The sequence below is a fragment of the Ruegeria sp. MALMAid1280 genome (assembly GCF_049195285.1).
In the GTDB taxonomy this organism is placed as follows: domain Bacteria; phylum Pseudomonadota; class Alphaproteobacteria; order Rhodobacterales; family Rhodobacteraceae; genus Ruegeria.
This window is the reverse complement of record NZ_JBMIRT010000046.1, coordinates 285783-306399: the sequence shown is the minus strand read 5'-3', so window position 1 is coordinate 306399 and position 20617 is coordinate 285783. Positions and strand designations below refer to the sequence as shown.

20 protein-coding genes and 1 pseudogene are annotated in these 20617 nt (G+C 61.2%); 8 read left to right on the top strand and 13 right to left on the bottom strand.

All coding sequences use genetic code 11. The features are described 5' to 3' along the window. Positions 1-153, bottom strand: a pseudogene (gene gcvT, locus ACOQFT_RS11290) (glycine cleavage system aminomethyltransferase GcvT); the annotation flags it as partial. A 349-nt stretch (positions 154-502) separates the two neighbouring features. On the opposite strand from gcvT, the gene ACOQFT_RS11285 reads away from it, so the two are divergent. From ACOQFT_RS11285 to ACOQFT_RS11270, 4 genes are read left to right on the top strand one after another with little or no spacing between them, the layout of a single operon-like run. Then, the gene (locus ACOQFT_RS11285) at positions 503-1153 is read left to right on the top strand and encodes a histidine phosphatase family protein (protein ID WP_421598021.1); all 651 of its coding nucleotides are present in this window, start codon (positions 503-505) and stop codon (positions 1151-1153) included. A 17-nt stretch (positions 1154-1170) separates the two neighbouring features. Continuing rightward, the gene (locus ACOQFT_RS11280) at positions 1171-1785 is read left to right on the top strand and encodes a glutathione S-transferase family protein (RefSeq protein ID WP_421598020.1); all 615 of its coding nucleotides are present in this window, start codon (positions 1171-1173) and stop codon (positions 1783-1785) included. A 14-nt stretch (positions 1786-1799) separates the two neighbouring features. Continuing rightward, positions 1800-2855, top strand: a complete 1056-nt coding sequence (locus ACOQFT_RS11275) for a saccharopine dehydrogenase (protein WP_421598019.1) — start codon at positions 1800-1802, stop codon at positions 2853-2855. A gap of 3 nt (positions 2856-2858) precedes the next feature. Continuing rightward, positions 2859-4001 (top strand): saccharopine dehydrogenase family protein, encoded by a 1143-nt coding sequence (locus tag ACOQFT_RS11270; protein ID WP_421598018.1) that lies wholly within the window; start codon positions 2859-2861, stop codon positions 3999-4001. A gap of 38 nt (positions 4002-4039) precedes the next feature. On the opposite strand, the gene ACOQFT_RS11265 is transcribed toward ACOQFT_RS11270, so the two are convergent. The 6 genes from ACOQFT_RS11265 to ACOQFT_RS11240 all read right to left on the bottom strand — a co-directional run bounded on the left by ACOQFT_RS11265 (position 4040) and on the right by ACOQFT_RS11240 (position 8273). Beyond that, on the bottom strand, positions 4040-5119 hold the full coding sequence (locus ACOQFT_RS11265; protein WP_421598017.1) for a tetratricopeptide repeat protein: 1080 nt from the start codon (positions 5117-5119) through the stop codon (positions 4040-4042). Positions 5120-5267: 148 nt separating this feature from the next. Continuing rightward, complete coding sequence (locus ACOQFT_RS11260; protein WP_421598016.1) at positions 5268-5468, bottom strand: hypothetical protein; 201 nt, start codon at positions 5466-5468, stop codon at positions 5268-5270. Positions 5469-5506: 38 nt separating this feature from the next. Continuing rightward, positions 5507-5743 (bottom strand): DUF1127 domain-containing protein, encoded by a 237-nt coding sequence (locus ACOQFT_RS11255; protein WP_421598015.1) that lies wholly within the window; start codon positions 5741-5743, stop codon positions 5507-5509. A gap of 107 nt (positions 5744-5850) precedes the next feature. Next, on the bottom strand, positions 5851-6996 hold the full coding sequence (locus ACOQFT_RS11250) for a tetratricopeptide repeat protein (RefSeq protein WP_421598014.1): 1146 nt from the start codon (positions 6994-6996) through the stop codon (positions 5851-5853). A gap of 99 nt (positions 6997-7095) precedes the next feature. Then, on the bottom strand, positions 7096-7413 hold the full coding sequence (locus ACOQFT_RS11245; protein ID WP_170443913.1) for a DUF3775 domain-containing protein: 318 nt from the start codon (positions 7411-7413) through the stop codon (positions 7096-7098). 86 nt (positions 7414-7499) lie between these two features. Beyond that, positions 7500-8273 (bottom strand): DUF1365 domain-containing protein, encoded by a 774-nt coding sequence (locus ACOQFT_RS11240; protein ID WP_421598013.1) that lies wholly within the window; start codon positions 8271-8273, stop codon positions 7500-7502. Between the two features lie 146 nt (positions 8274-8419). Between ACOQFT_RS11240 and ACOQFT_RS11235 the strand changes: the two genes are divergently transcribed. After that, a complete protein-coding gene (locus ACOQFT_RS11235; protein WP_421598012.1) occupies positions 8420-9076 on the top strand; it encodes a sigma-70 family RNA polymerase sigma factor in 657 nt (218 codons plus the stop codon). Between the two features lie 10 nt (positions 9077-9086). After that, entirely contained in the window at positions 9087-9737 is a 651-nt protein-coding gene (locus ACOQFT_RS11230) for a ChrR family anti-sigma-E factor (RefSeq protein WP_421598011.1), read from the top strand. A gap of 9 nt (positions 9738-9746) precedes the next feature. Here ACOQFT_RS11230 and ACOQFT_RS11225 read toward each other — a convergent pair whose 3' ends face one another. The 6 genes from ACOQFT_RS11225 to ACOQFT_RS11200 all read right to left on the bottom strand — a co-directional run bounded on the left by ACOQFT_RS11225 (position 9747) and on the right by ACOQFT_RS11200 (position 17066). Then, on the bottom strand, positions 9747-10976 hold the full coding sequence (locus tag ACOQFT_RS11225; RefSeq protein ID WP_421598010.1) for a DNA recombination protein RmuC: 1230 nt from the start codon (positions 10974-10976) through the stop codon (positions 9747-9749). 52 nt (positions 10977-11028) lie between these two features. Continuing rightward, on the bottom strand, positions 11029-12888 hold the full coding sequence (gene mutL / locus ACOQFT_RS11220) for a DNA mismatch repair endonuclease MutL (RefSeq protein ID WP_421598009.1): 1860 nt from the start codon (positions 12886-12888) through the stop codon (positions 11029-11031). Positions 12889-13170: 282 nt separating this feature from the next. Then, positions 13171-14100: a metal ABC transporter permease gene (locus tag ACOQFT_RS11215; RefSeq protein WP_421598008.1), complete on the bottom strand. Its 930-nt coding sequence runs from the start codon at positions 14098-14100 to the stop codon at positions 13171-13173. After that, on the bottom strand, positions 14097-15302 hold the full coding sequence (locus ACOQFT_RS11210) for a metal ABC transporter permease (protein WP_421598007.1): 1206 nt from the start codon (positions 15300-15302) through the stop codon (positions 14097-14099). Before ACOQFT_RS11210 ends, ACOQFT_RS11215 begins: the two co-directional genes overlap by 4 nt. Before the next feature lie 3 nt (positions 15303-15305). Next, positions 15306-16109, bottom strand: coding sequence for a metal ABC transporter ATP-binding protein (locus ACOQFT_RS11205; RefSeq protein ID WP_421598006.1), 804 nt, complete (start codon positions 16107-16109; stop codon positions 15306-15308). A gap of 3 nt (positions 16110-16112) precedes the next feature. Beyond that, the gene (locus tag ACOQFT_RS11200; protein WP_421598005.1) at positions 16113-17066 is read right to left on the bottom strand and encodes a metal ABC transporter solute-binding protein, Zn/Mn family; all 954 of its coding nucleotides are present in this window, start codon (positions 17064-17066) and stop codon (positions 16113-16115) included. Positions 17067-17264: 198 nt separating this feature from the next. Between ACOQFT_RS11200 and deoC the strand changes: the two genes are divergently transcribed. Together deoC and ACOQFT_RS11190 are read left to right on the top strand one after the other, a co-directional pair. Further along, complete coding sequence (gene deoC, locus ACOQFT_RS11195) at positions 17265-18263, top strand: deoxyribose-phosphate aldolase (RefSeq protein WP_421598004.1); 999 nt, start codon at positions 17265-17267, stop codon at positions 18261-18263. A 10-nt stretch (positions 18264-18273) separates the two neighbouring features. Beyond that, entirely contained in the window at positions 18274-20607 is a 2334-nt protein-coding gene (locus tag ACOQFT_RS11190) for an aldehyde dehydrogenase family protein (RefSeq protein WP_421598003.1), read from the top strand. The last annotated feature ends 10 nt before the right edge of the window (positions 20608-20617 follow it).

Below are 20617 nucleotides of genomic sequence, written 5' to 3'. Positions count from 1 at the left end.
ATCAAACACCGCCGCCTTCTCTCGGCACTGCTTATGCTCGCCCATGATCCCCAAAGGATACTGAACAGGCATCTCCCAACCCGCAAAATCAACCATCTTGCCGCCCAACTCAACATGCAACGCGTGGAGTGGCGTGCGCTTAATATCCGTCATGGGTCCAACCTTTCTTAGGTCATAATTCCTGAATACCGCACTTGCCCGACCTGCGCCAAAGATGATTGCCGCCCAGCTTCCCACGCCTTTGTCGCAAGTCAACAGGCTGGAAACTTTGATCTGTGTCAGGGCTGACCCCGTGAGGGCCGGGTAAAGAGTATACGCCCGTATGCCGCACTCGTGTTTCTGATAGGAAACTTTTTCCCTTTACGCAACATCAAACTTCGCGAATTCAGGCAGGCCAACTGGTCCCTCCCCCTAAACCGCTGAGATTTTTGCCGAACGCCCATGGAACACCTCTGGCCCCTGCCTGCAACCTATCCTAAGACTCGGCCCGAGAGGGACCGCCATGTCACATATTACACTGGTTCGCCACGGCCAGGCCAACACCGATGCGCGTGATGAAGCGAGCTATGACAAGCTGAGCGAGCTGGGTCACCAGCAGGCGCGCTGGCTGGGGGCACATCTGCAATTCACGCGAACCACCTATACGCGCGTCTATTGCGGAACGCTGACCCGCCATGTGGAAACCGCCGCCAGCATGGGGCTGGCGGAACCGATCCGCGACCCCCGCCTGAACGAGATCGAATACTTTACCATCGCCAAGCTGTTCGAAGAGCAGCACGGCGTGGTGGTCCCGACCGACCGCGAAGGCTTTGTGGAACATCTGCCCCGTACATTTGCCGCCTGGGCCAATGGCGACATCAAAAACACGCCCGAGACCTTCGAAGAATTCGAGGCCCGCGTTTCCGGCGCGTTGCGCGATATCGGCACCGAGGGCGGACCCGCGATTGTGGTCACCTCGGGCGGATTGATCTCGATGGTGGTGCGGCAGGCGATGGGGCTGGACATCCCGTCGATGGCGCGCGTGGCCCTTGCCATCATGAACACGTCGATGCATCGTCTGCACCCGATCGGTCCGCAGCTGAGCCCGGTCCTGTTCAACGCTATTCCGCACCTGGAAGCGCCGGACCGGCAATACGCCCAGACCCATCTGTAATCCTTCGGAGACCCCTGATGCAGCTTTACTATGCTCCCTGTACGATCTCGGTCGCTGTTGCCGTCGCGCTGGAAGAAGCCGGGTTGGACTATGAGGCCATCAGGCTGGATTTCGCCGGGGGCGAGCAGACCAAGCCTGCGTATAAGCAGATCAACCCCAAGGGCCGCGTTCCGGCGCTGGTGGTGGATGGCGGTATTCTGACCGAAACTGGGGCGCTGTTGGAATATGTCGCGGCCAGGGCCCCCGAGGCCGGGCTGGTACCCGCCGATCCGGTCATGGCGGCGCGGATGCGCGAGGTGATGTTCTATCTTGCCTCGACCATGCATGTGAACCATGCGCACAAGCTGCGCGGGCACCGCTGGGCCGACAAGAAATCCAGTTGGAAGGACATGAAAGACAAGGTCGCAAAGACGATGACCGCGTCCTGCGCCTATATCACCTCGAACGGGCTGCGCGGGCCGTTTGTGCTGGGTGAGGCGTTCTCGCTGGCCGATGCTTACCTGTACGTGGTTTGTAGCTGGCTGGAAGGCGACGGCGTTGATGTCTCGGCCTTCCCCAAGATCATCGCCTTCCGCGAAGCGATGGAGGCGCGGGTTTCGGTTCAGGCGGTGCGCGCCGCCGGAATGCTCTGACAAAAGGAAATCGCATGACACATCTCTGGGTCCGGGCGGAACAGCGCCAGAACGAGGAACGGGTCGGGCTGACCCCCGAAGGTGCCGCCGCGCTGATCGCGGCAGGTCTGCGCGTCACGGTCGAGGAAAGCTCGGTCCGCGCGATCCCGATAGACGGCTACAAAGATGCCGGATGTGAGATCGCATCCGAGAATTCGTGGCCCGAGGCCCCGCTGGATGCGATCATTTTCGGCCTCAAGGAACTGCCCGAGGACGGCACGCCCCTGCCCCACCGCCACATCATGTTCGGCCACGCCTACAAGGGCCAGCATTCGGGCCGAGCGCTGTTGCAGCGGTTCAAGGCCGGCGGCGGCACGCTTTACGATCTGGAGTATCTGGTGGACGAAAATGACCGCCGCGTTGCCGCGTTCGGCTATTGGGCTGGCTATGCGGGCGCTGCCGTGACGCTGAAAACATGGGCGGCGCAGCAACGCGGTCAGGAATGCCCACCGGTTGGTGTCTATCCAAGCAAGGATGCGCTGAATGCCGAGTTGCTGACTGAACTGGATGAAACCGGAGCCGAGCGCCCCCGCGCCATCGTCATCGGCGCTTTGGGTCGCGTCGGCACCGGCGCCGCCGATCTGTGCGAAGCGATGGGCGTCAGTGTCACCAAATGGGACATGGTCGAGACCGCCAGCGGTGGGCCATTCCCAGAAATCCTCGACCACGACCTGTTTCTGAACTGCATCTTCGCGCGCCCCGGTACGCCGGTCTTTGTCCCGCGTGAGGCTCTGACCGCCGCGCGCACCCTGACCGTCATCGGCGATGTCGCCTGCGACCCCGACAGCAATTACAACCCGGTCCCCGTCTATGACCGCGCCACCACTTGGGAGGCCCCCGCCCTGCGCGTGGCCACCGATCCGGTCATGGACGTGATGGCGATCGACAACCTGCCCTCGATGCTGCCGGTTGAAAGCTCGCAGGACTACGCGGCGCAACTGCTGCCCTCGCTGCTGACCCTGACCGATCTGGACAGCGGCGTCTGGGGGCGGGCGGAAGCAACCTTTAAAACACATATCGAAGGGATCTGAGCGATGACGATTCACTGGTGTGGCACCGGCCTGTCCGCCATCCCCGGCCTGCGCCGCCTGATTAAGGGCGGGCATACAGTCACCGTCTGGAACCGGACCATCGACAAGGCCCGCGCCGAAGTCGGCGACCTGACCGACGACATCCGCGCCTTTGACATCGACGCCTTGGGCGCGGTGCTGGAAAAAGGCGACGTGATCGTCTCGATGCTGCCGGGTGACTGGCACGTGCCGCTGGCGGAACTGGCGATCTCGAAACAGGCCAATTTCGTCTCGTCCTCCTACATCGCACCCGAGATGCGTGCGCTGGACGACAAGGCGCGTGAGGCCGGTGTGGCGCTGGTCAACGAGGTCGGGCTGGACCCGGGCATCGACCACCTGATGGCGCACGCTCTGGTCGCAGACTACCGTGCCGCGGACGCGTTCGATCCGCAAAACCACCTGAGCTTCATCTCGTATTGCGGCGGCATTCCCAAGAACCCCAACCCGTTCCGCTATAAATTCAGCTGGTCGCCCTTGGGTGTGCTCAAGGCTTTGCGGTCGCCATCGAAATCGATCCGCGATTACGCTCCGCTGGACGTCGCCCGTCCGTGGGACGCGATCACCAGCTATATTGCGCCGTTGCCGACGCCGGAAAGCTTCGAGGTCTACCCGAACCGCGACTCGATCCCCTTCATGGCCGAATACCAGTTCGAAAAGCACTGGCCGGTCAAGGAGTTCGTCCGCGGCACCCTGCGGCTGAACGGCTGGGCCGACGCATGGTCGGACGTGTTCACCGAGATCGAGACGCTGTCCGGCCCCGAAGGCGACGCCCGCCTGAAAGAGATGTCGGATCAGTTCTGGGCCGAGAACGCCTATGACGAGGGCGAGCCGGACCGCGTGGTTCTGTGCGTGGGCCTGAAGGCGGAAAATGACGGCGTCCCGGTCTGGAACAAGACTTATGTGATGGACGCCTGGGGCGACGCACGCGGCACCGCCATGGCGCGTCTGGTGTCTGTGCCGGTGTCGCTGGCCGTCGAGGCGGTTCTGAACCGTGCCATCCCCGCCGGCGTTCACGCCGCCCCCAGCGACCCGAAACTGGTACAGGGCTGGATGGCTGAGATCGACACACTGGCCCAGCATCTGCAAGTGGTGGATCATTTGAGCTGACTGGCTAGCCCGCCCTGATCAAGACCGGGGCGGTGCCTTTAATTCAAAGCGGTCTGCGCCAGATCAATGAGGTTGTTGCGCAGTTGCGGGCTGAAGAAATACTCATTTGTGTATTTCCACCCCGCTTCATTTTCTTGTTCAAACCCCTCGTAATAAGAAACTTTGCCGTCATTCACGCATTCAAACACACGATGATGGATCAAAAACTTGGGCGCATGTTCCAAAGTTTTGATCGGCCAGTCGACTCCTCCCAGAAAGGCCCACTGAAACACCTGTTTGGATTTCCAATCGTCCCGCTGAACCAATTCTGTGAGGGTTCCAGCGCCTGTGTCCCGCAACGCTTTTTCGAGTCGTTCCGGGTTATACTCCGCCCATTTTTTCAATGCCTCATCGCAGCTTAAAACAGGATAGTCGGCGCGGCGTTCGGGGAATAGGGGCGGGCAGTCAGGCCCTGCAAACATACACGCTTCAAAAAAACCCGCGGCCGTTTTCTTGTGTGTCAAATCCAACCGATAGACTTCTCTGAATACCTCAGCAGCTGGCCCATACTGCTTCAATTCAAGCCGCATCTGCCCAAGTTCGCGTGGCATCCAAAGCAAGCGTTCATCTTCCGCAGCTGGGTATTTCTCCATCAACCGAGTATAATATGCATCGGCCTCTGCGTACCGCTCCAGCACTTTCAACAGGTGAAAGCGCTGTTGCATCGTGTAGGTATTCGCGGGGCCCAGACGATGGGCTTTTTCGATTGCATCAAATGCAGCCTCATCCTCGCCCAATTCGCCCAGAACATAACTGACCCACTGCCAGGCTTGGTGTTCATCCGCGTTGAAAGCAGCCGCATCCTCGAAGTCCTGCAAAGCCCTCTGCAGGTCCTCCTGTTTCACATGCGCCCGCCCGCGATAGATATAGAGGACCGCCCGTTCCTCGGGCTTGTATCTTGCGGCGTCCAGAAGCCTGCTGCAGCCCTGAACAGTCTTCTCCGGCTCTGCCTCGGGGCTGTGACATCCCCCTGCAAGCATTTCTGCGGCCAGATCATTTCGCTGTTTCTGCTGATACAGAACAAATGCGGCGGCCAAAATCAGGCACGCCGCTGCCAGTCTCACAATTCGCCCGTTCAATAGCCTGCCCCTGAAACGCGTCAATCAACTTTAACGCGTTTTTTCTGGCACGGCTTCTTGCGATTGACCATCCGCCTCTTCGAAAACCGGCCAACAAAAAAAAGCCATCCCGAAACGTCGGAATGGCTTTGCCTCAATCTGTGATCCGTCAGATATAGCGCGCGATCACGTCGTCGATGTCGCTGCGGTTGATGCCCAGCTCGGCCAGATCCTGATCGGACAGCCGGTTCAGATCCTGCGCGGCGCGCACGATATCCGATCTGATCGCCTGCAGCCGCATGGCGCGGTCGAACAGCAACACGGAACTGGCCCTTGCCGATGGTTCGTGGTTGGGTTTTGAATCCAGCATCCTTTCCTCCATGTTTGGTGCAAGACATAACGCCCGGTTCACTGCACGTGGCGGTGATAGGGCTGTTTGTGATAGACGCTTTCATAGGCGCGCCGGTTGATGTCACAGCGTGGAACGCCGATGTCTTCCAACTGTCGGTCGGTCAGGTTTTCCAGTGACCGGACGGTTTTGGCGTAAATCCCGCGGCGGAAATGTTCGACCCGTGCTTCGGCGTAATTCGAGAACATACCGAAGAAGAGCCCCTTCTGCGGAGTAACAGTTTGTGCATATCCCATGACTTTCTCCTTTCAGTCTGAATTGCTTTCGTCATTGCTGAAACAGATAAAAGAAGCCCGCGTTAACGCAGCCAGAGGGATAGATTAAGACTGGTTAATGTGTTGGGTCAGGGCGTGTTGCCGGGTGCGTTTCGATACACATACGCCAGATCGACAAGATTTCGGCGAAACTCCCTAGGAAGGTATTTTTTAGCGTCTTCCCTGGGATAAGTTGGTTCGAATCCTCTGATCGTGTGGCGCTCGGGTAAAAGAAACTCGCCTCCTGACACGCAATGGAACATTTGGTCATGCGATAGAAGATGTCCTGCCATCTCATGTGAGGGCTTAGCCAAAAAACCTCCGACCGCTGCAATGTAGCGAGCTTGTATCAACACCGTTGTCCACTCGGGTTCGTCAGCAACAAAGCTATGTATGTCGTTCGGTCCGCCTTTCTGCACGACCTCTTCAATGAACCTTGGGTATTTGGCATCGAACTTTGCCATCGTTTCATCACAGTTGATCTTCGGGTAACCTTCGCGCCGATCGGGATACAAAGGAGGGCACTTCGCTCCGGCCACCTGACAAAGAGCAATGAACACGATTTTGACATGCCAATCCTCTGGGTCAGAAGCGAATTGATCCCTAACCTCAAGTGTTTTTTCCAGAAACGCAATTTGCGTCAGTGGGTAAAGGCTTGGGCTCTCCACCAACCGACGCATCTCTGAGTGCACTCCGCCGAATAGCCAGCCCAGACTCTTGTCTTCACGCAACCTCCCGCTCACGAACTCATCGACTGCGGCATGTCTGTAGAGGCCAACCAGCAGTTGGTATTTGCCGCGCAGCGCGTCAGGGTCGTCTGGTTGCAGGTCGAAGGCCGTCAGGCGCGCATCCACCATCCCATCTGTATCGCCCATCGCTTCCAGAACCCTAGCTTTCCATTCCCAAGGAATGTAGCTATCCGGGTCCGCTGCAACCGCCAGATCGGCCTCACGCTTTGCGGCCTCCCAATCCTTCACCCCCATGTAAAGCCGCATCTTGTTGCGATACGCCAAAGATCGCTCAGCCGGGTCTGAAACGGTCCAGTCCAACAACAGGTCACAGGCATCGAGGGTCGTCTGCAGGTCGCCCTTATCCGAGCTGCAGATATCAACCAGCGCGTCATGTTTCTTGTGCAAAATCGGCAGCGCCACGATGCACAGCACGACCAGAACGATGGCCACACGGACAAAGGTCAGCTTGCGTTTTTGGGGTTCAACAGGAGTATCAGTGTTCATTCAATCAACCAAAAGTATATCGGGTTGGACTGAATCAAACCTGTGCGGGTTTGTAAACGGCCTTGAAAACAATGCCCGCAGACTTTGCGGGCATTGTGTCTACATCAGATCGTTTTCCACGTCCTCGGCCGAAATTCCCAGCGCATCCAGGCCGTTCTCAAGGTGATCCGACAGGTGCGGCGTGCCGATCAGGTAATCGGCGCAAGGGGTCGAGGCCTCGGACTTGGCGGTTGCAATCGCCTCGGCCAGATCCTCGGCGAAAAAGCTCTCACGCCCGATCCACATGACGGCGACCAGTTCTGCCTGCTCGTCTTCGCCCATACGGTCGATGAAGGCGCGCAATTCGCCCTCGGCGCGCTCCAGCTCGCGCCCCATCATGGCGACCTGAGCGATTTTTCTTGCCGAGATTTCCAACATGACCAACTCCTCGTGTTCGCGGTTTCCATCCTAGCACAAACATTCTGAAGTGCCCGAGTCTTTGATCTTACGCAAACAAAGACGCTTTAAGGCTCGCGTATGCGGGAAACCGGATGATCGGGAACGGGAGCGCTGCGAAACGGGCGGAACCGGGCCTTTTTGGCCCACAGTTTCAGCGCCTGCCACAGGATCAGGACAAATGCGCGACGAGCGCCAAACGGGCGGCGCAGCAGCGACCACAGGATTTTACCATCACTCAGCGGTGCACGCGGCCCGGTCAGCGTCGCAATCAGCCCGCCGCCGTCACGCCCGTAGTCGATCCAGACCCCAACGCGACCCGGGCGATAGTCGAAACGGAATGTATACGCGCCTTCGATCTTCTGAAACGGCGAGACGTGCATCAGCTTGTCCGCCTCGATCCGGTCCGAGGGCTGGATCGGCGCAAAATCGGCATTGTGGCACAGGTAGCTGTGGCGCGTGCCATAGGTGTTGGTGACCTCGGCCACCACCGCATAAAGCTTATCTTCCGCGTTAAAACAGAACCAGAAACTGACCGGGTTGAACACATGGCCGAACACGCGCGGCTGGGTCAGCAGGGTGATGCGGGCCGGTTGGATAACCCCCATCTGGTCGAACTGCTTGCGCAGCCAGACCGCACCGCGCCCCGTCCCCGGTTCTCCGCCATGGTCGCGATCCCGCCAGTTGGTGACATTGGCCCGGTTCAGGGAAAACAGCAGCGGGGTGTCCGGCTGGCCTTCGGGATCCAGCAGGATGTAGTCGACGGAATAGCGAAATGCGTTCTGAACGTCCCCCTTCCGCCCGTGAAAGGTGTGGCCTGCGATATGATCGATCCTGTTCACGCTGCATCCCCTGCTGTGCCTGTAAACCGTTCAAACGGCATTCTTTTCCCAATCTCTTCGTACCGGATAATACGCAAGCTAGCCCGATACGGATCAAAAACCGCAAACAAAGTGATCCGCCTTGGGCTGCCCCGCGTAATGTGGTTATGTTTACCGAGATCGATACCGTGACCTTGGATGAACCGGCGGCCGAGGGGCCAGCACGCAGGCCTTGGCGCACGCAGAAACGCATCAGGGGCAAGCCGGTGAACAAGGCGGATGGCAGTTGCGACACCAGAACTGAGTGGGTAAGCCACGTCAGACGCATTCGGGACGCGCAGGATCAGGCGGCTTTTGCCGAGCTGTTCCAGCATTTCGCGCCACGGATCAAGGCATTCCTGATCAAGTCGGGGTCAGATGCGGCGCTGGCCGAGGAATGCGCCCAAGAGGCGATGGCAACCCTGTGGCACAAGGCGCATCTATTCGATCCCGCCCGCGCGACCGTCGCCACCTGGGTGTTCACGATCGCAAGGAACAAGCGCATCGACGTCCTGCGCAAGCAACGCCGGCCCGAACCCGAGGATCTGGGATGGGGCCCCGAGGCGGAACCGGAGCAGGACGACGTGATCGCGCTGCAACAGGAAACCGCACAGCTGCGTGACGCCATGACGGCGTTGCCCGAAGCACAACGAGAACTGATCGAAAAGGCCTATTTCGGCGATCTGAGCCACCGTGAGATCGCCTCTGCAACCGGATTGCCGCTGGGCACGATCAAATCACGAATACGGCTGGCGCTGGACCGCTTGCGCCACGCGATGAACTGAGATGATGAAGATGAGCAACAAGATCAAACATCACCTGACAGATGACCTGCTGATGGCTTATGCCGCAGGATCTCTGCCCGAGGCGTTCGACCTGATGGTCGCCACGCATCTGTCCTTGTGTGACCACTGCCGCGCCCGGGCTGAAAGCTTCGATGCCGTCGGCGGCTGTGTGTTGCAGGATCAGGACGCCTCGGCCAGCATGAGCGATGGCGCTTTGGCCGCGACCATGGCGCTGATTGCCCAGGGCGCACCGATTGCCAAACCCGAACGTCCGGGATGTTCGGTTTTACCCGCACCATTGCAGGATTACGTCGGCGGAGGTGTGAGCGACATCAAATGGCGCTCGATCGGCATGGGTGTGAAACAGGCAATCCTGCCGACCACACGCGAGGCCACCGCGCGGCTGCTGTTCATCCCCGCCGGTGCTGCGGTGCCGGACCACAGCCATAACGGCATCGAACTGACGATGGTCCTGCAGGGTGCCTTCTCGGACGAGGTGGATCATTTCGCCCGCGGCGACGTCGAGATTGCGGATGAAGACCTGCACCACACGCCGACCGCCGATATCTCAGGGGACTGCATCTGTCTGGCGGTCACCGACGCGCCGCTGAAGTTCAGCAAACTGATGCCGCGCCTATTCCAGCCTTTCCTGCGTATCTGAGGGTCCCCGTTAGCCTTCGGACTGGCCAAGCGGGACCACATTGGTGTGATCGTCCGGGGCCAGTTCCTCGAAATCGAAATTGTCCAGCCGCTGCGCCCGGCGCCCCGCCTTTTCGGCGCTGATCTTGATCTCGGAGATATCCTTGGCCGCCTGCCCGAAATGACGGTCAAGGTTTGAAACGCGATCCCCCAGACGCTCCACATCCTTGTGCAGCATCCCCAGTTCCTTGCGGATCGCACCGGCCTGTTCCCGCATCCGCGCGTCTTTCAGGATCGCCCGCATGGTGTTCAGCGTCGCCATGCAGGTGGTCGGCGAAACGATCCAAACACGTTTCGAAAAGCTCTCCTGCACTAGTTCCGGGAACTTGGCGTGCAGCTCGGCATAGACCGCCTCGGACGGCAGGAACATCAGCGCGCCATCGGCGGTTTCACCGTCCAGAATGTATTTCTCGGCGATGTCATTGATATGTTTGCGCACCGTGCTGCGGAACATCTGCACCGCCGCTTTCAACTCGGCATCATTGGTCGAACCGATCAGCGCCTCATAAGCCTCCAACGGGAATTTGCTGTCGATGACAATCGGCCCCGGCGGGTTCGGCAGGTGGATCAGGCAATCCGCCCGGCGCCCGTTCGACAGCGTCGCCTGCAGCTGAAAACTGTCCGAGGGCAGCGCCTTGGAGACGATATCGTTCAGCTGAATCTCACCAAACGCGCCGCGGGTCTGTTTGTTCGACAGAATATCCTGCAACGACAGCACGTCGCCCGACAGTTTGGTGATATTGTCCTGCGCCTTGTCGATGGCGGCCAACCGTTCCTGTAGCTGCGTCAGCGAGGTCGCGGTCTGTTTCGACGAGCCATGCAGCGATTCCTTCATCCGTTCCTGCATCTCGGCCAGTGCGCGGGCCGATTTCATTGCGTTGTCCGCCAGCCGGTCATTCATCTGCTGCTGCACCGAGGACAGGCGCGATTCCACCGTCTGGATCACCTGCACCTGCGCATTGGCCTGCGTGTCCGAGACATGCTGCAAGCCGCCGCGCAACTGTTCCTGCCCCTGCCCCAATTGCTGCACATGCTGGCCCAGATGCGCAATCTGCCGCGCCAGAGGTTCCGCCATCCGGGCCGATTGCTGCGCAGCCCTGAGCGACAGGAACAACAACAACAGGATCAGGGCGACAACGCTGCCCGCAATCAGGACCACGGGGTCATTCAATGCAACTTGGGTGCCAGCAATCTCGATCATGTCGCCTCGGATGTTCTTGTTTTATTCTTCATAACCCGGCAACGCTGCCGGATCAACTGCGGCCGAACAAACGCTCGATATCGCTCAGCTTCAGTTCCACATATGTCGGCCGCCCGTGGTTGCACTGGCCGGAATGGGGCGTCGCCTCCATCTCGCGCAGCAGGGCGTTCATTTCCTCGGCCCGCATCCGGCGGCCCGACCGGACCGAACCGTGACAGGCCACCCGGCTCAGGATCGCCTCGATCCGCGCCTGCACGGTCTGGCTTTCGCCCTGATCGGCCAGTTCGTCGAGGATATCCAGGATCATCGCACGGGCATCGACCTCACCCAGAATCGCCGGGGTTTCGCGCACGGCGATGGCGCCGCCGCCGAACGGTTCCAACGTCAGACCTAAACGCGACAGGTCATCGGCCACGGCCATCAGGCGCGCGCAATCGCCTTCGGAAAGCTCGACGATTTCGGGGATCAGCAGCGCCTGCGCGGCGACGCCATTTTCAGCCATCTGGGTTTTCAGTTTTTCATAGACCAGCCGTTCATGCGCCGCGTGCTGGTCAACGATCACCATCCCGTCGGCGGTCTGGGCGATGATGTAATTCTCGTGCACCTGCCCACGCGCCGCGCCCAGCGGCAAGTCCTGCGGCGCAGGCTCTTCAACCGCAGCCGGAGCCACCGGCGCGGGGTCGACAACGCTGCCGCTGTAATCGCGTGACAGTTCGGCAAAACCCGGTGCCTGCGCGCTAAGCGCCGCTTGCCTTGCCGCCTGTGAGGGGCGGTCCATCTGATATACCCGCGCCGGTGCAGGCTGCGCCGGTTCCGGCCGCATCGCACCCAATGTTGCATTGGCCACGGTGGTCGAGGCCCGGTGCCCTGCCTCGGCCAGCGCGTGCCGCAGGGCCGAGACGATCAGCCCGCGCGCGACGCCGGGATCGCGGAACCGCACCTCGGATTTGGCGGGGTGCACATTCACATCGACCAGCGTCGGATCACAGTCGATGAACAGCGCCGCGGCCGGGTGGCGGTCGCGGCTAAGAAAATCGAAATAAGCCGCCCGCAAGGCACCGGTCAGCATCTTGTCACGCACCGGTCGGCCATTGACGAACAGATACTGCGCCACCGCCGCGCCGCGGGAATAGGTCGGCAGCGCGGTGTAACCGTACAGCCGGATACCTTCGCGCGTGGCGTCGATCTGCAGCGCGTTCTCAGCAAATTCGCGCCCGATCACGCGAGCCAGACGGGCGTGCAAGGCGTCAAACAGATCACCGTTTTCGCGGTCGGCGCGGAAAGTCACACGACCCTCACCCCCGCCTGAAACATCGCGCAGAGAGAAGGTGATGGCAGGCTCGGCCATCGCCAGACGCTTGACCGTGTCACCAATCGCCTGCGCCTCGGCCCGGTCGGTGCGCATGAATTTCAACCGGGCGGGCGTAGCAAAGAACAGGTCGCGCAGTTCCACCACCGTGCCCGCGCGCAGGGCGGCGGGTTTCACCGCCGCCATCTTGCCGCCAGCCACATGAATCTGCGCCGCATCCGCACCCGGCACCCGGCTGGTGATGGTCAACCGACCCACCGCACCCAGCGACGGCAACGCCTCGCCGCGAAACCCGAATGTGTGGATGTTCAGCAGATCCGAGCCGTCAATCTTGGACGTAGCATGGCGCGACAGGGCCAGCGGCAGGTCCTGCGCCGAAATCCCGCAACCATCGTCCGTGACACGAATCAACGTCTTGCCGCCATCGGCGATATCAATGGCAATCCGGGTCGCACCGGCATCAATTGCGTTTTCCACCAGCTCCTTGACCGCCGAGGCCGGACGTTCCACCACCTCGCCCGCAGCAATTCGGTTGATCGCCGCATCATCAAGCTGCCGGATAACGGGTGCGTTTTCGCTGATATTGGGGTGTGTCTGCGCCATACCACCAGACCTAGCACAAACGCCCGCGATTCTGCCACCGGTTTGGACTTATCAATTTTAAGGGAGGGGGCGTTCGAACAATCGCGTCGTACCGTTTTCAAAACACGGCAAACCGGGTCGCGATTGTCCGAACGATCCGTGGTGAGTGGTGGTCATTCAGAAAAATTCTGGCGTGTTCGTAGCACGATTACCGGAATGCAAGTCATTAACTCTGTCAGCGCCTTAGTTCTGAGCAAGTTTCAGCCGACCGGTCGCAGACAGCGGTGGCGGGAACACGCCGTGTCAAGAGGCCTGGGGCGCTCCGGCGCGGGTTCGGCACGGCCCCCACAACACGGTGGCGGCCAGGATCAGGCCCGACATGGTGGCAATCATGCCCGCCGCGCTGACCGCGTCCGCTCCGCCCAGCCACAGAGGCCCATATCCCGCCAGAACATAGCCCGAAACCGCCGAGACCGTGGCGAAGGAAACGCTCCATGCGATCTGGGTTTCCAGTCGGTTGGTCATCATGCGCGCGGCGGCAGGCGGGCAGATGAACATGGCGATCACGATGATCGACCCCACGGCGTCAAAGGCCGCCACGGCTGAAATCGCCGCCATGATCACCAGCGCCATGCCCAACGCACCGGTGCGAATGCCGATGGTGCGGGCAAAGCCTTCGTCAAAGGTAGAGATTTTCAGCGGCCGCCAGAACAGCCAGATGAACAGGATCACCCCCGCCAGCGTCAGCGCGATACGCGGCAGTTCCGGTGGCAACCCGGCCAGGGCCGTCAGGTCCAGCAAGGATGACCAGCCCACCGCATCCAGCCAGATCAGGCTTTCCAGATTGCCATAAAGCGCATGTTCCACATCCAGATGCACAGTTGAGGTATCGGTCTGTTCCAGCAACAGCACGCCGCCCGCGAACATGGTGGTGAACACCACCCCCATCGCCGCGCCCGGTTCGATCTGGCCCAGCCGCCGGATCGCCTCGATCATCACCACGGCCACAATCGAAGCCCCCGCCGCGCCCAGCATCATCGGCCAAGTCGAGATCGCTCCGGTCAGCAGAAAGGCCACCACGATACCCGGCAGCACCACATGGCTGATCGCGTCCCCGATCAGGGCCTGTTTGCGCAGCACCAAAAAATTGCCCGGCAGCGCGCAGGCAATCGCCGCGAAAGTGCCGATCAACAAGGGTGTCAGCGACAGGGGGACAAACTCTTCACCGCTCATGAGGGCACCCCCTGCGGGCCGCCGATCTGGCGGTCGATCTCGGCAATCTGGTCTTGGGTCAGGACCGTTTCGATATCACGCAACCCGTCATAGAGCGCCGCCGTCGCCTCATGCGCCTGATCGGCGCGGACCACTTCCCAGCGTTTTTCGTCGCGCAGGGCCTTGGCGGCGCGGGCCTTGCCGGCCTCGGTCGCGACGCCATCCGCGCGGGCCAGCCCGGCGCGTTTCAGCAGGCGCAGGGTCAGCGGTTCATAGATTTTCTGGTCCTGTGCCAGTGCCAGCAGACCCTGCCGGATATGAACCCGGCGCTGGAACCGCAGATGTTTAAGCACCGCCGCCAGAACACCCCGGACCGGGGCCAACAGCAGGGACAGGGCGAAGAAACCAAAGCTGACCAGCACGATGATCGGACCCGTCGGCAGGTTCGGGGCCGAGGCCGACAGCGCTGCGCCCAGATACCCGGCCAGACCACCCGCCAGACCGGCCAGCAGCACCACGCGATCCGACCGTTCGGTCCAGAACCGTGCCGTGACGGCCGGAATGATCAGCAGCGCCACGATCAGGATCAGCCCGACGATCTTGAGGCCGACCACGGTGACCGCCATCACCAGACCCATCATCGCCAGATCAATACGATGCACCGGCAGACCGCGTGCCGCGGCATATTCCGGGTCAAAGGCAACCATGGTCATCGGGCGGCGGATGATCATGACCAACAGCAAGGTCCCCGCCCCGCCGATCGCGATGATCAATGCGTCGGCCCAGAGCATCCCAGCGGTCGAGCCCAGCAGGAACCCCTCCAACCCGGCCTGCCGCCCGACGCCCATGGTCTGAATGACGGTCAGCAGCACGACACCAAAACCGAAAAACACCGAAAGCACCGCCCCGATGGCTGCGTCTTCGGCCAAACGCGTGCGGCGCGTCAGCCAGTTCATGCACAGTAGGCCGATCCAGGCCGAGATCGCCGACCCGGCCAGCAGGCCGATCAGGTTGCGCCCGTCGCCGCCAAAGGCAACCAGCACCATGAAGGCCAGACACACACCCGGCAGGGTCGCATGGCTGATCGCGTCGCTGACCAGCGCGCGTTTGCGCAGAAACAGGAAGGTACCGGTGACGCCGGCCGATACACCCAGCAAGGTCGCACCGATGGCAACCAGCGTGGCGTTATAGCCAAGCTGCAGGGTCAGAGCATCCCAAAGCATGGATTACCCCAGCGCGCGCGAGATCTGGTCGATCTGGGCGGTGGCCAGACGGCCCCCATACGCCGATTGCAGGGTCTCGGCGGTGAACGCTTCGGCCACTGGGCCCTCGGCCACTTTGCGGGTGTTGATCAGGAAGACGTGGTCGAAATAATCGGTGACGGTGGCCAGATCGTGATGCACGACGATGACGGTCTTGCCCGCCTCTTTCAGCGACTTCAGCACCGCAATGATGGCTTTTTCCGTGGCCGCATCGACCCCGGCAAACGGTTCGTCCAGCAGATAGAGTTCAGCCTCTTGCGCCAATGCGCGGGCCAGAAACACCCGTTGCTGCTGACCACCCGAAAGCTGACCGATCTGACGGTCTGCAAAATCGTGCATGCCAACGCGGTTCAGGCACTCCATCGCCCGCGCCATGTGCCGGGCGCGAATACGGCCCAGCAGGCCCAGTTCTCGCGACAGGCCCATCAGCACCACGTCGATCACGCGGGTCGGGAAATCCCAATCCACACTGGCGCGTTGCGGTACATACGCGATGCGGGCGCGTTGCTGCTCCAGCGGCTTGCCGTAGACGGTGACCTGCCCGGACAGCGGCGACACAATCCCCAATGCGGCCTTGAGAAGGGTCGATTTCCCTGCCCCGTTCGGGCCGATAATCGCGGTCATCGCACCCGGTTGCACGGTCATGTCCACCGAAAACACAGCGGGCTTCTGACCATAAGAAACCGTCAGGCCGCGGATCGCCAGAGGGCTGTTGCCCAGGCCGCTCTCCGCAACCGTAACACCCTGATTTGTGGCCAGTTCCAGCATCAATTAAAACCCCGCCGACAGTTTGCCGTTCATGCCGCTATCGGGCACATCTGCGCCCAGCGCGCCAGCAATGACGGTGATGTTGTGATCCAGCATGCCGATATAAGTGCCCTCATAGGTGCCCGGTTCGCCCATTGCGTCGGAATACAGCTCACCGCCGACACCCACATCATGACCTTTGGCCGCAGCACCTTCGATCAACGCGCGCATCGACCGGTCCGAAACCGAGCTTTCAACAAACACCGCCGTCAACTGCTGATCGACCAGCGTATCCACCAGCTCTCCAATCCGGTTCAGGCCAGCCTCGGACTGGGTCGAGATCCCTTGAATGCCCATGACCTCATAGCCGTATGCCGCGCCGAAATAGCCAAAGGCGTCATGCGCGGTGACCAGCACGCGGTTGTTTTCGGGAACAGATGCAAGGGCCTGAGCGGCATAACCCTCCAGCTGTTCGATCTCAGCCAGATGCGCCTGCGCGTTGGCAGCAAAGATGTCGGCGGCGTCAGGGCGCGCTTCGGTCAGCGCCTCTTGCACTTCGACCACCACATCGCGCCACAGGGCCGGGCTCATCCACACGTGCGGGTCGTATTTGTCGGCATAATCGTCATGGGCGCGCAGTTTCGACGTGTCGATCCCTTCGGCCACGGCCACCACCGCCCGCTTGCGGCCCAGATCGTGGAAGAAGTCTTCCATCTGCGCTTCAAGATACAGACCATGCCACAGGATCAGGTCCGCGCGGGTCATGGCAACGATATCGCTGCGGGTCTGGCGATAGGCGTGCGGATCGACGCCGGGACCCATCAGTCCCTTCACCTCGACCTGATCTCCACCCACCTGACGCGCGGCATCGGCGATCATGCCGGTGGTGGCAACCACCTTCAGCGGCGCCTCGGCCCAGGCTGTCAATGGCAATGCAGCGGCAAAGGCCAAGGCTGCAAGAAAGCTGCGACGAATCATGTCGAATCCCGATTTCGAGTTCAGTTGAGAATGAATATGCGAACCGTTCGCAAGTAAGTCAATGCTCTTGCGAATTATTCGCAACAAAATGCCAATTTTGTCCATTTGGTCAAAAAAGATACTGCCCCAACCTCTCAATGCCTTCCCTTTACGCGCAACCCGTGCGATTTTGGCGCAAACCTCCCAAAGGACGTGATGATGGATACGCAGAGCTCAGACAGCCCCGTGCGCACCGCGCATCTGCCGCAGGTGACCGAGCCCAGAAACCCCGGTATGGACCTTGATCTGGACTGGGTGCGCGCCGTGCAGGCCAACACCTCGGCCATTGAACGCCGCGCGGCGACCCTGCCCGGTCGGCGCTCGGTGAAGAAAGACTATCAGGCCGCGTGGTTGCTGAAAGCGGTCACCATGATCGACCTGACCACGCTGGCAGGCGACGATACCGTGGGCCGCGTGCGCCGCCTGTGCGCCAAGGCGCGCCAGCCGGTCTCGCCCGCGTTGCTGCAGGCGATGGACATGCCGCCGATCACCACCGGCGCGGTGTGTGTGTATCACGACATGATCGAGACCGCCGTTGCGGCGCTGAAGGGCACCGGCATTCCGGTTGCTGCCGTGTCCACCGGGTTTCCGGCGGGCCTGTCGCCGTTTCACCTGCGCGTGGCCGAGATCGAGGAAAGCGTGAAGGCCGGGGCCGAAGAGATCGACATCGTCATCTCGCGCCGTCATGTCCTGTCGGGGGACTGGCAGGCGCTGTATGACGAGATGAAGGCGTTCCGCGCCGCCTGTGGCGATGCCCATGTCAAAGCCATTCTGGCGACCGGAGAGCTGGGCAGCCTGCGTAATGTCGCCCGCGCCTCGCTGGTTTGCATGATGGCGGGGGCGGATTTCATCAAGACCTCGACCGGCAAGGAAAGCGTCAACGCCACCCTGCCGGTGTCGCTGGTGATGATCCGCGCGATCCGCGACTATCATGACCGCACCGGATATCGCGTCGGCTATAAGCCTGCAGGCGGGATTTCCAAGGCCAAGGACGCGCTGGTCTACCTGTCGCTGATCAAGGATGAGTTGGGCGACCGCTGGCTGGAGCCGGATCTGTTCCGCTTTGGCGCGTCGTCGCTGCTGGGCGATATTGAACGGCAGTTGGAACACTATGTGACGGGTGCGTATTCCGCTGGTTACCGTCACTCCATGGGCTGAGGGCAGAACAATGACAGTTAAAGAAATCTTCGAAACCATGGATTACGGCCCCGCCCCCGAAAGCGCAGCCGAGGCGCTGGCCTGGCTGGTCGATCAGGGTGATAAGTTCGGTCACTATATTGATGGTGCCTTCACCAAGCCCGGCAAAGGGTTCGACAGCCGCAACCCGGCGACCGGTGAGGTTCTGGCCAAACTGACGCAGGCAAGACAGACCGACGTGGACGCCGCTGTCGCCGCCGCCCGCAAGGCCCAGCCCAAGTGGGAGAAGCTGGGCGGCGCAGCCCGTGCGCGGTATCTTTATGCGCTGGCGCGGCTGCTGCAGAAACACGCGCGGCTGTTCGCGGTGCTGGAGAGCCTGGATAACGGCAAGCCGATCCGTGAATCGCGCGACATCGATATTCCTCTGGCGCAGCGGCACTTCTATTACCACGCGGGCATGGCGCAACTGATGGAAAGTGAGCTGCCTGACGCCGAGGCACTGGGTGTTTGTGGCCAGATCATCCCGTGGAATTTTCCTCTGCTGATGCTGGCGTGGAAGATCGCGCCAGCAATCGCGATGGGCAACACCGTTGTTCTGAAACCGGCCGAGTACACCTCGCTGACCGCGCTGTTGTTCGCTGATATCTGCTCGCAGGCCGGGCTGCCCAAGGGCGTGGTCAACATCGTCACAGGTGACGGTGCTGTAGGTGAGATGATCGTGGCCTCGGATGTCGACAAGATCGCCTTTACCGGCTCAACCGTCGTGGGGCGCCGTATCCGTGAGGCGACCGCTGGTTCCGGTAAGGAACTGACCTTGGAGCTGGGGGGCAAGTCCGCCTGTATCGTCTTTGACGATGCCGATATTGATTCAGCTATCGAAGGTCTGGTCGATGCGATCTGGTTCAATCAGGGTCAGGTCTGCTGCGCAGGCTCGCGCCTGTTGGTGCAGGAAGGTATCGCCGACCGGTTCCATGACAAGCTGCGCGCGCGGATGGACAAACTGCGTGTCGGCAACCCGCTGGACAAGTGTGTCGACGTGGGCGCGGTTGTGGACCCGGTTCAGCTGCAAACCATCAAGAGTATGGTCGAAAGCAACACCGCCGGCCACGTGCATCAGGCGGCCTGTGCGCTGCCCGAGAACGGCTGCTATTACCCGCCGACGCTGATCTCGGGGCTCGAAACCTCGGACCCGTTGATGCAAGAAGAAATCTTTGGCCCGGTTCTGGTGTCCTCGACCTTCCGCACCCCGGAAGAGGCCGTGGAACTGGCCAACAACACCCGCTACGGGCTGGCCGCGACCGTGTGGACCGAGAATGTGAACCTCGCACTGGATATCGCACCCAAGCTGGTTGCGGGCGTTGTCTGGGTCAACGCCACCAACCTGTTCGACGCCGCCGCCGGGTTCGGCGGGGTGCGCGAAAGCGGCTTTGGTCGTGAAGGCGGCTGGGAAGGTCTGAGCGCCTACACTAAGCCCAAAGGCAAGGCCAAACCGCTGGCAAAGGTCGAGGCGGCCTTGGGCGAAGGGGCTCCGGTCGACCCCATCGACCGCACCGCCAAGATGTATGTCGGTGGCAAACAGGCGCGGCCCGACAGCGGCTATTCGAAGCCGGTCTGGGGCAAATCCGGCCTGCTGGGCCACGTGGGTCTGGCGAACCGCAAGGATGTGCGCAACGCGGTTGAGGCCGCGGCGGGCGCCAAAGGCTGGTCCAAGACCACCGGCCATCTGCGCGCCCAAATCTTGTACTACATCGGCGAGAACTTCTCGGCCCGTGCTGACGAGTTCGCCGCCCGTATCGACGCCATGACCGGCAAGAAGGACGGCGCAAAAGAGGTCGAAGCCTCGATCCAGCGCCTGTTCACTGCCGCTGCCTGGGCTGACAAGTATGATGGTCAGGTGCACGGCGTTCCGATCCGGGGCGTGGCGATTGCGATGAAGGAGCCGGTCGGTGTGATCGGCGCGCTCTGCGCGGATGAGGCGCCCCTGCTGGGTCTGGTCTCGGCCATGGCTCCGGCGATTGCGGTGGGCAACCGGGTGGTGCTGGCGGCAAGCGAGCCCTACCCACTGGCAGCGACGGATTTCTACCAGATCCTGGAAACCTCGGACGTGCCTGCCGGTGTGGTCAACATCCTGACTGGCAGCCACGCGGAGCTGGCGAAACCGCTGGCCTCGCATCTGAACGTCGATGCGGTCTGGTCGTTCTCGTCCACCGACCTGTCGAAAGAGATCGAGGTCGTCTCGGCCGGGAACCTGAAACGGACCTGGGTCAATAACGCGACGGCATTTGATTGGGGCGTGGACCATTCCCGCCGCTTCCTGCAGGCTGCGACCGAAGTGAAAAACATCTGGGTGCCCTACGGCGAGTAGGGCTCCCGCA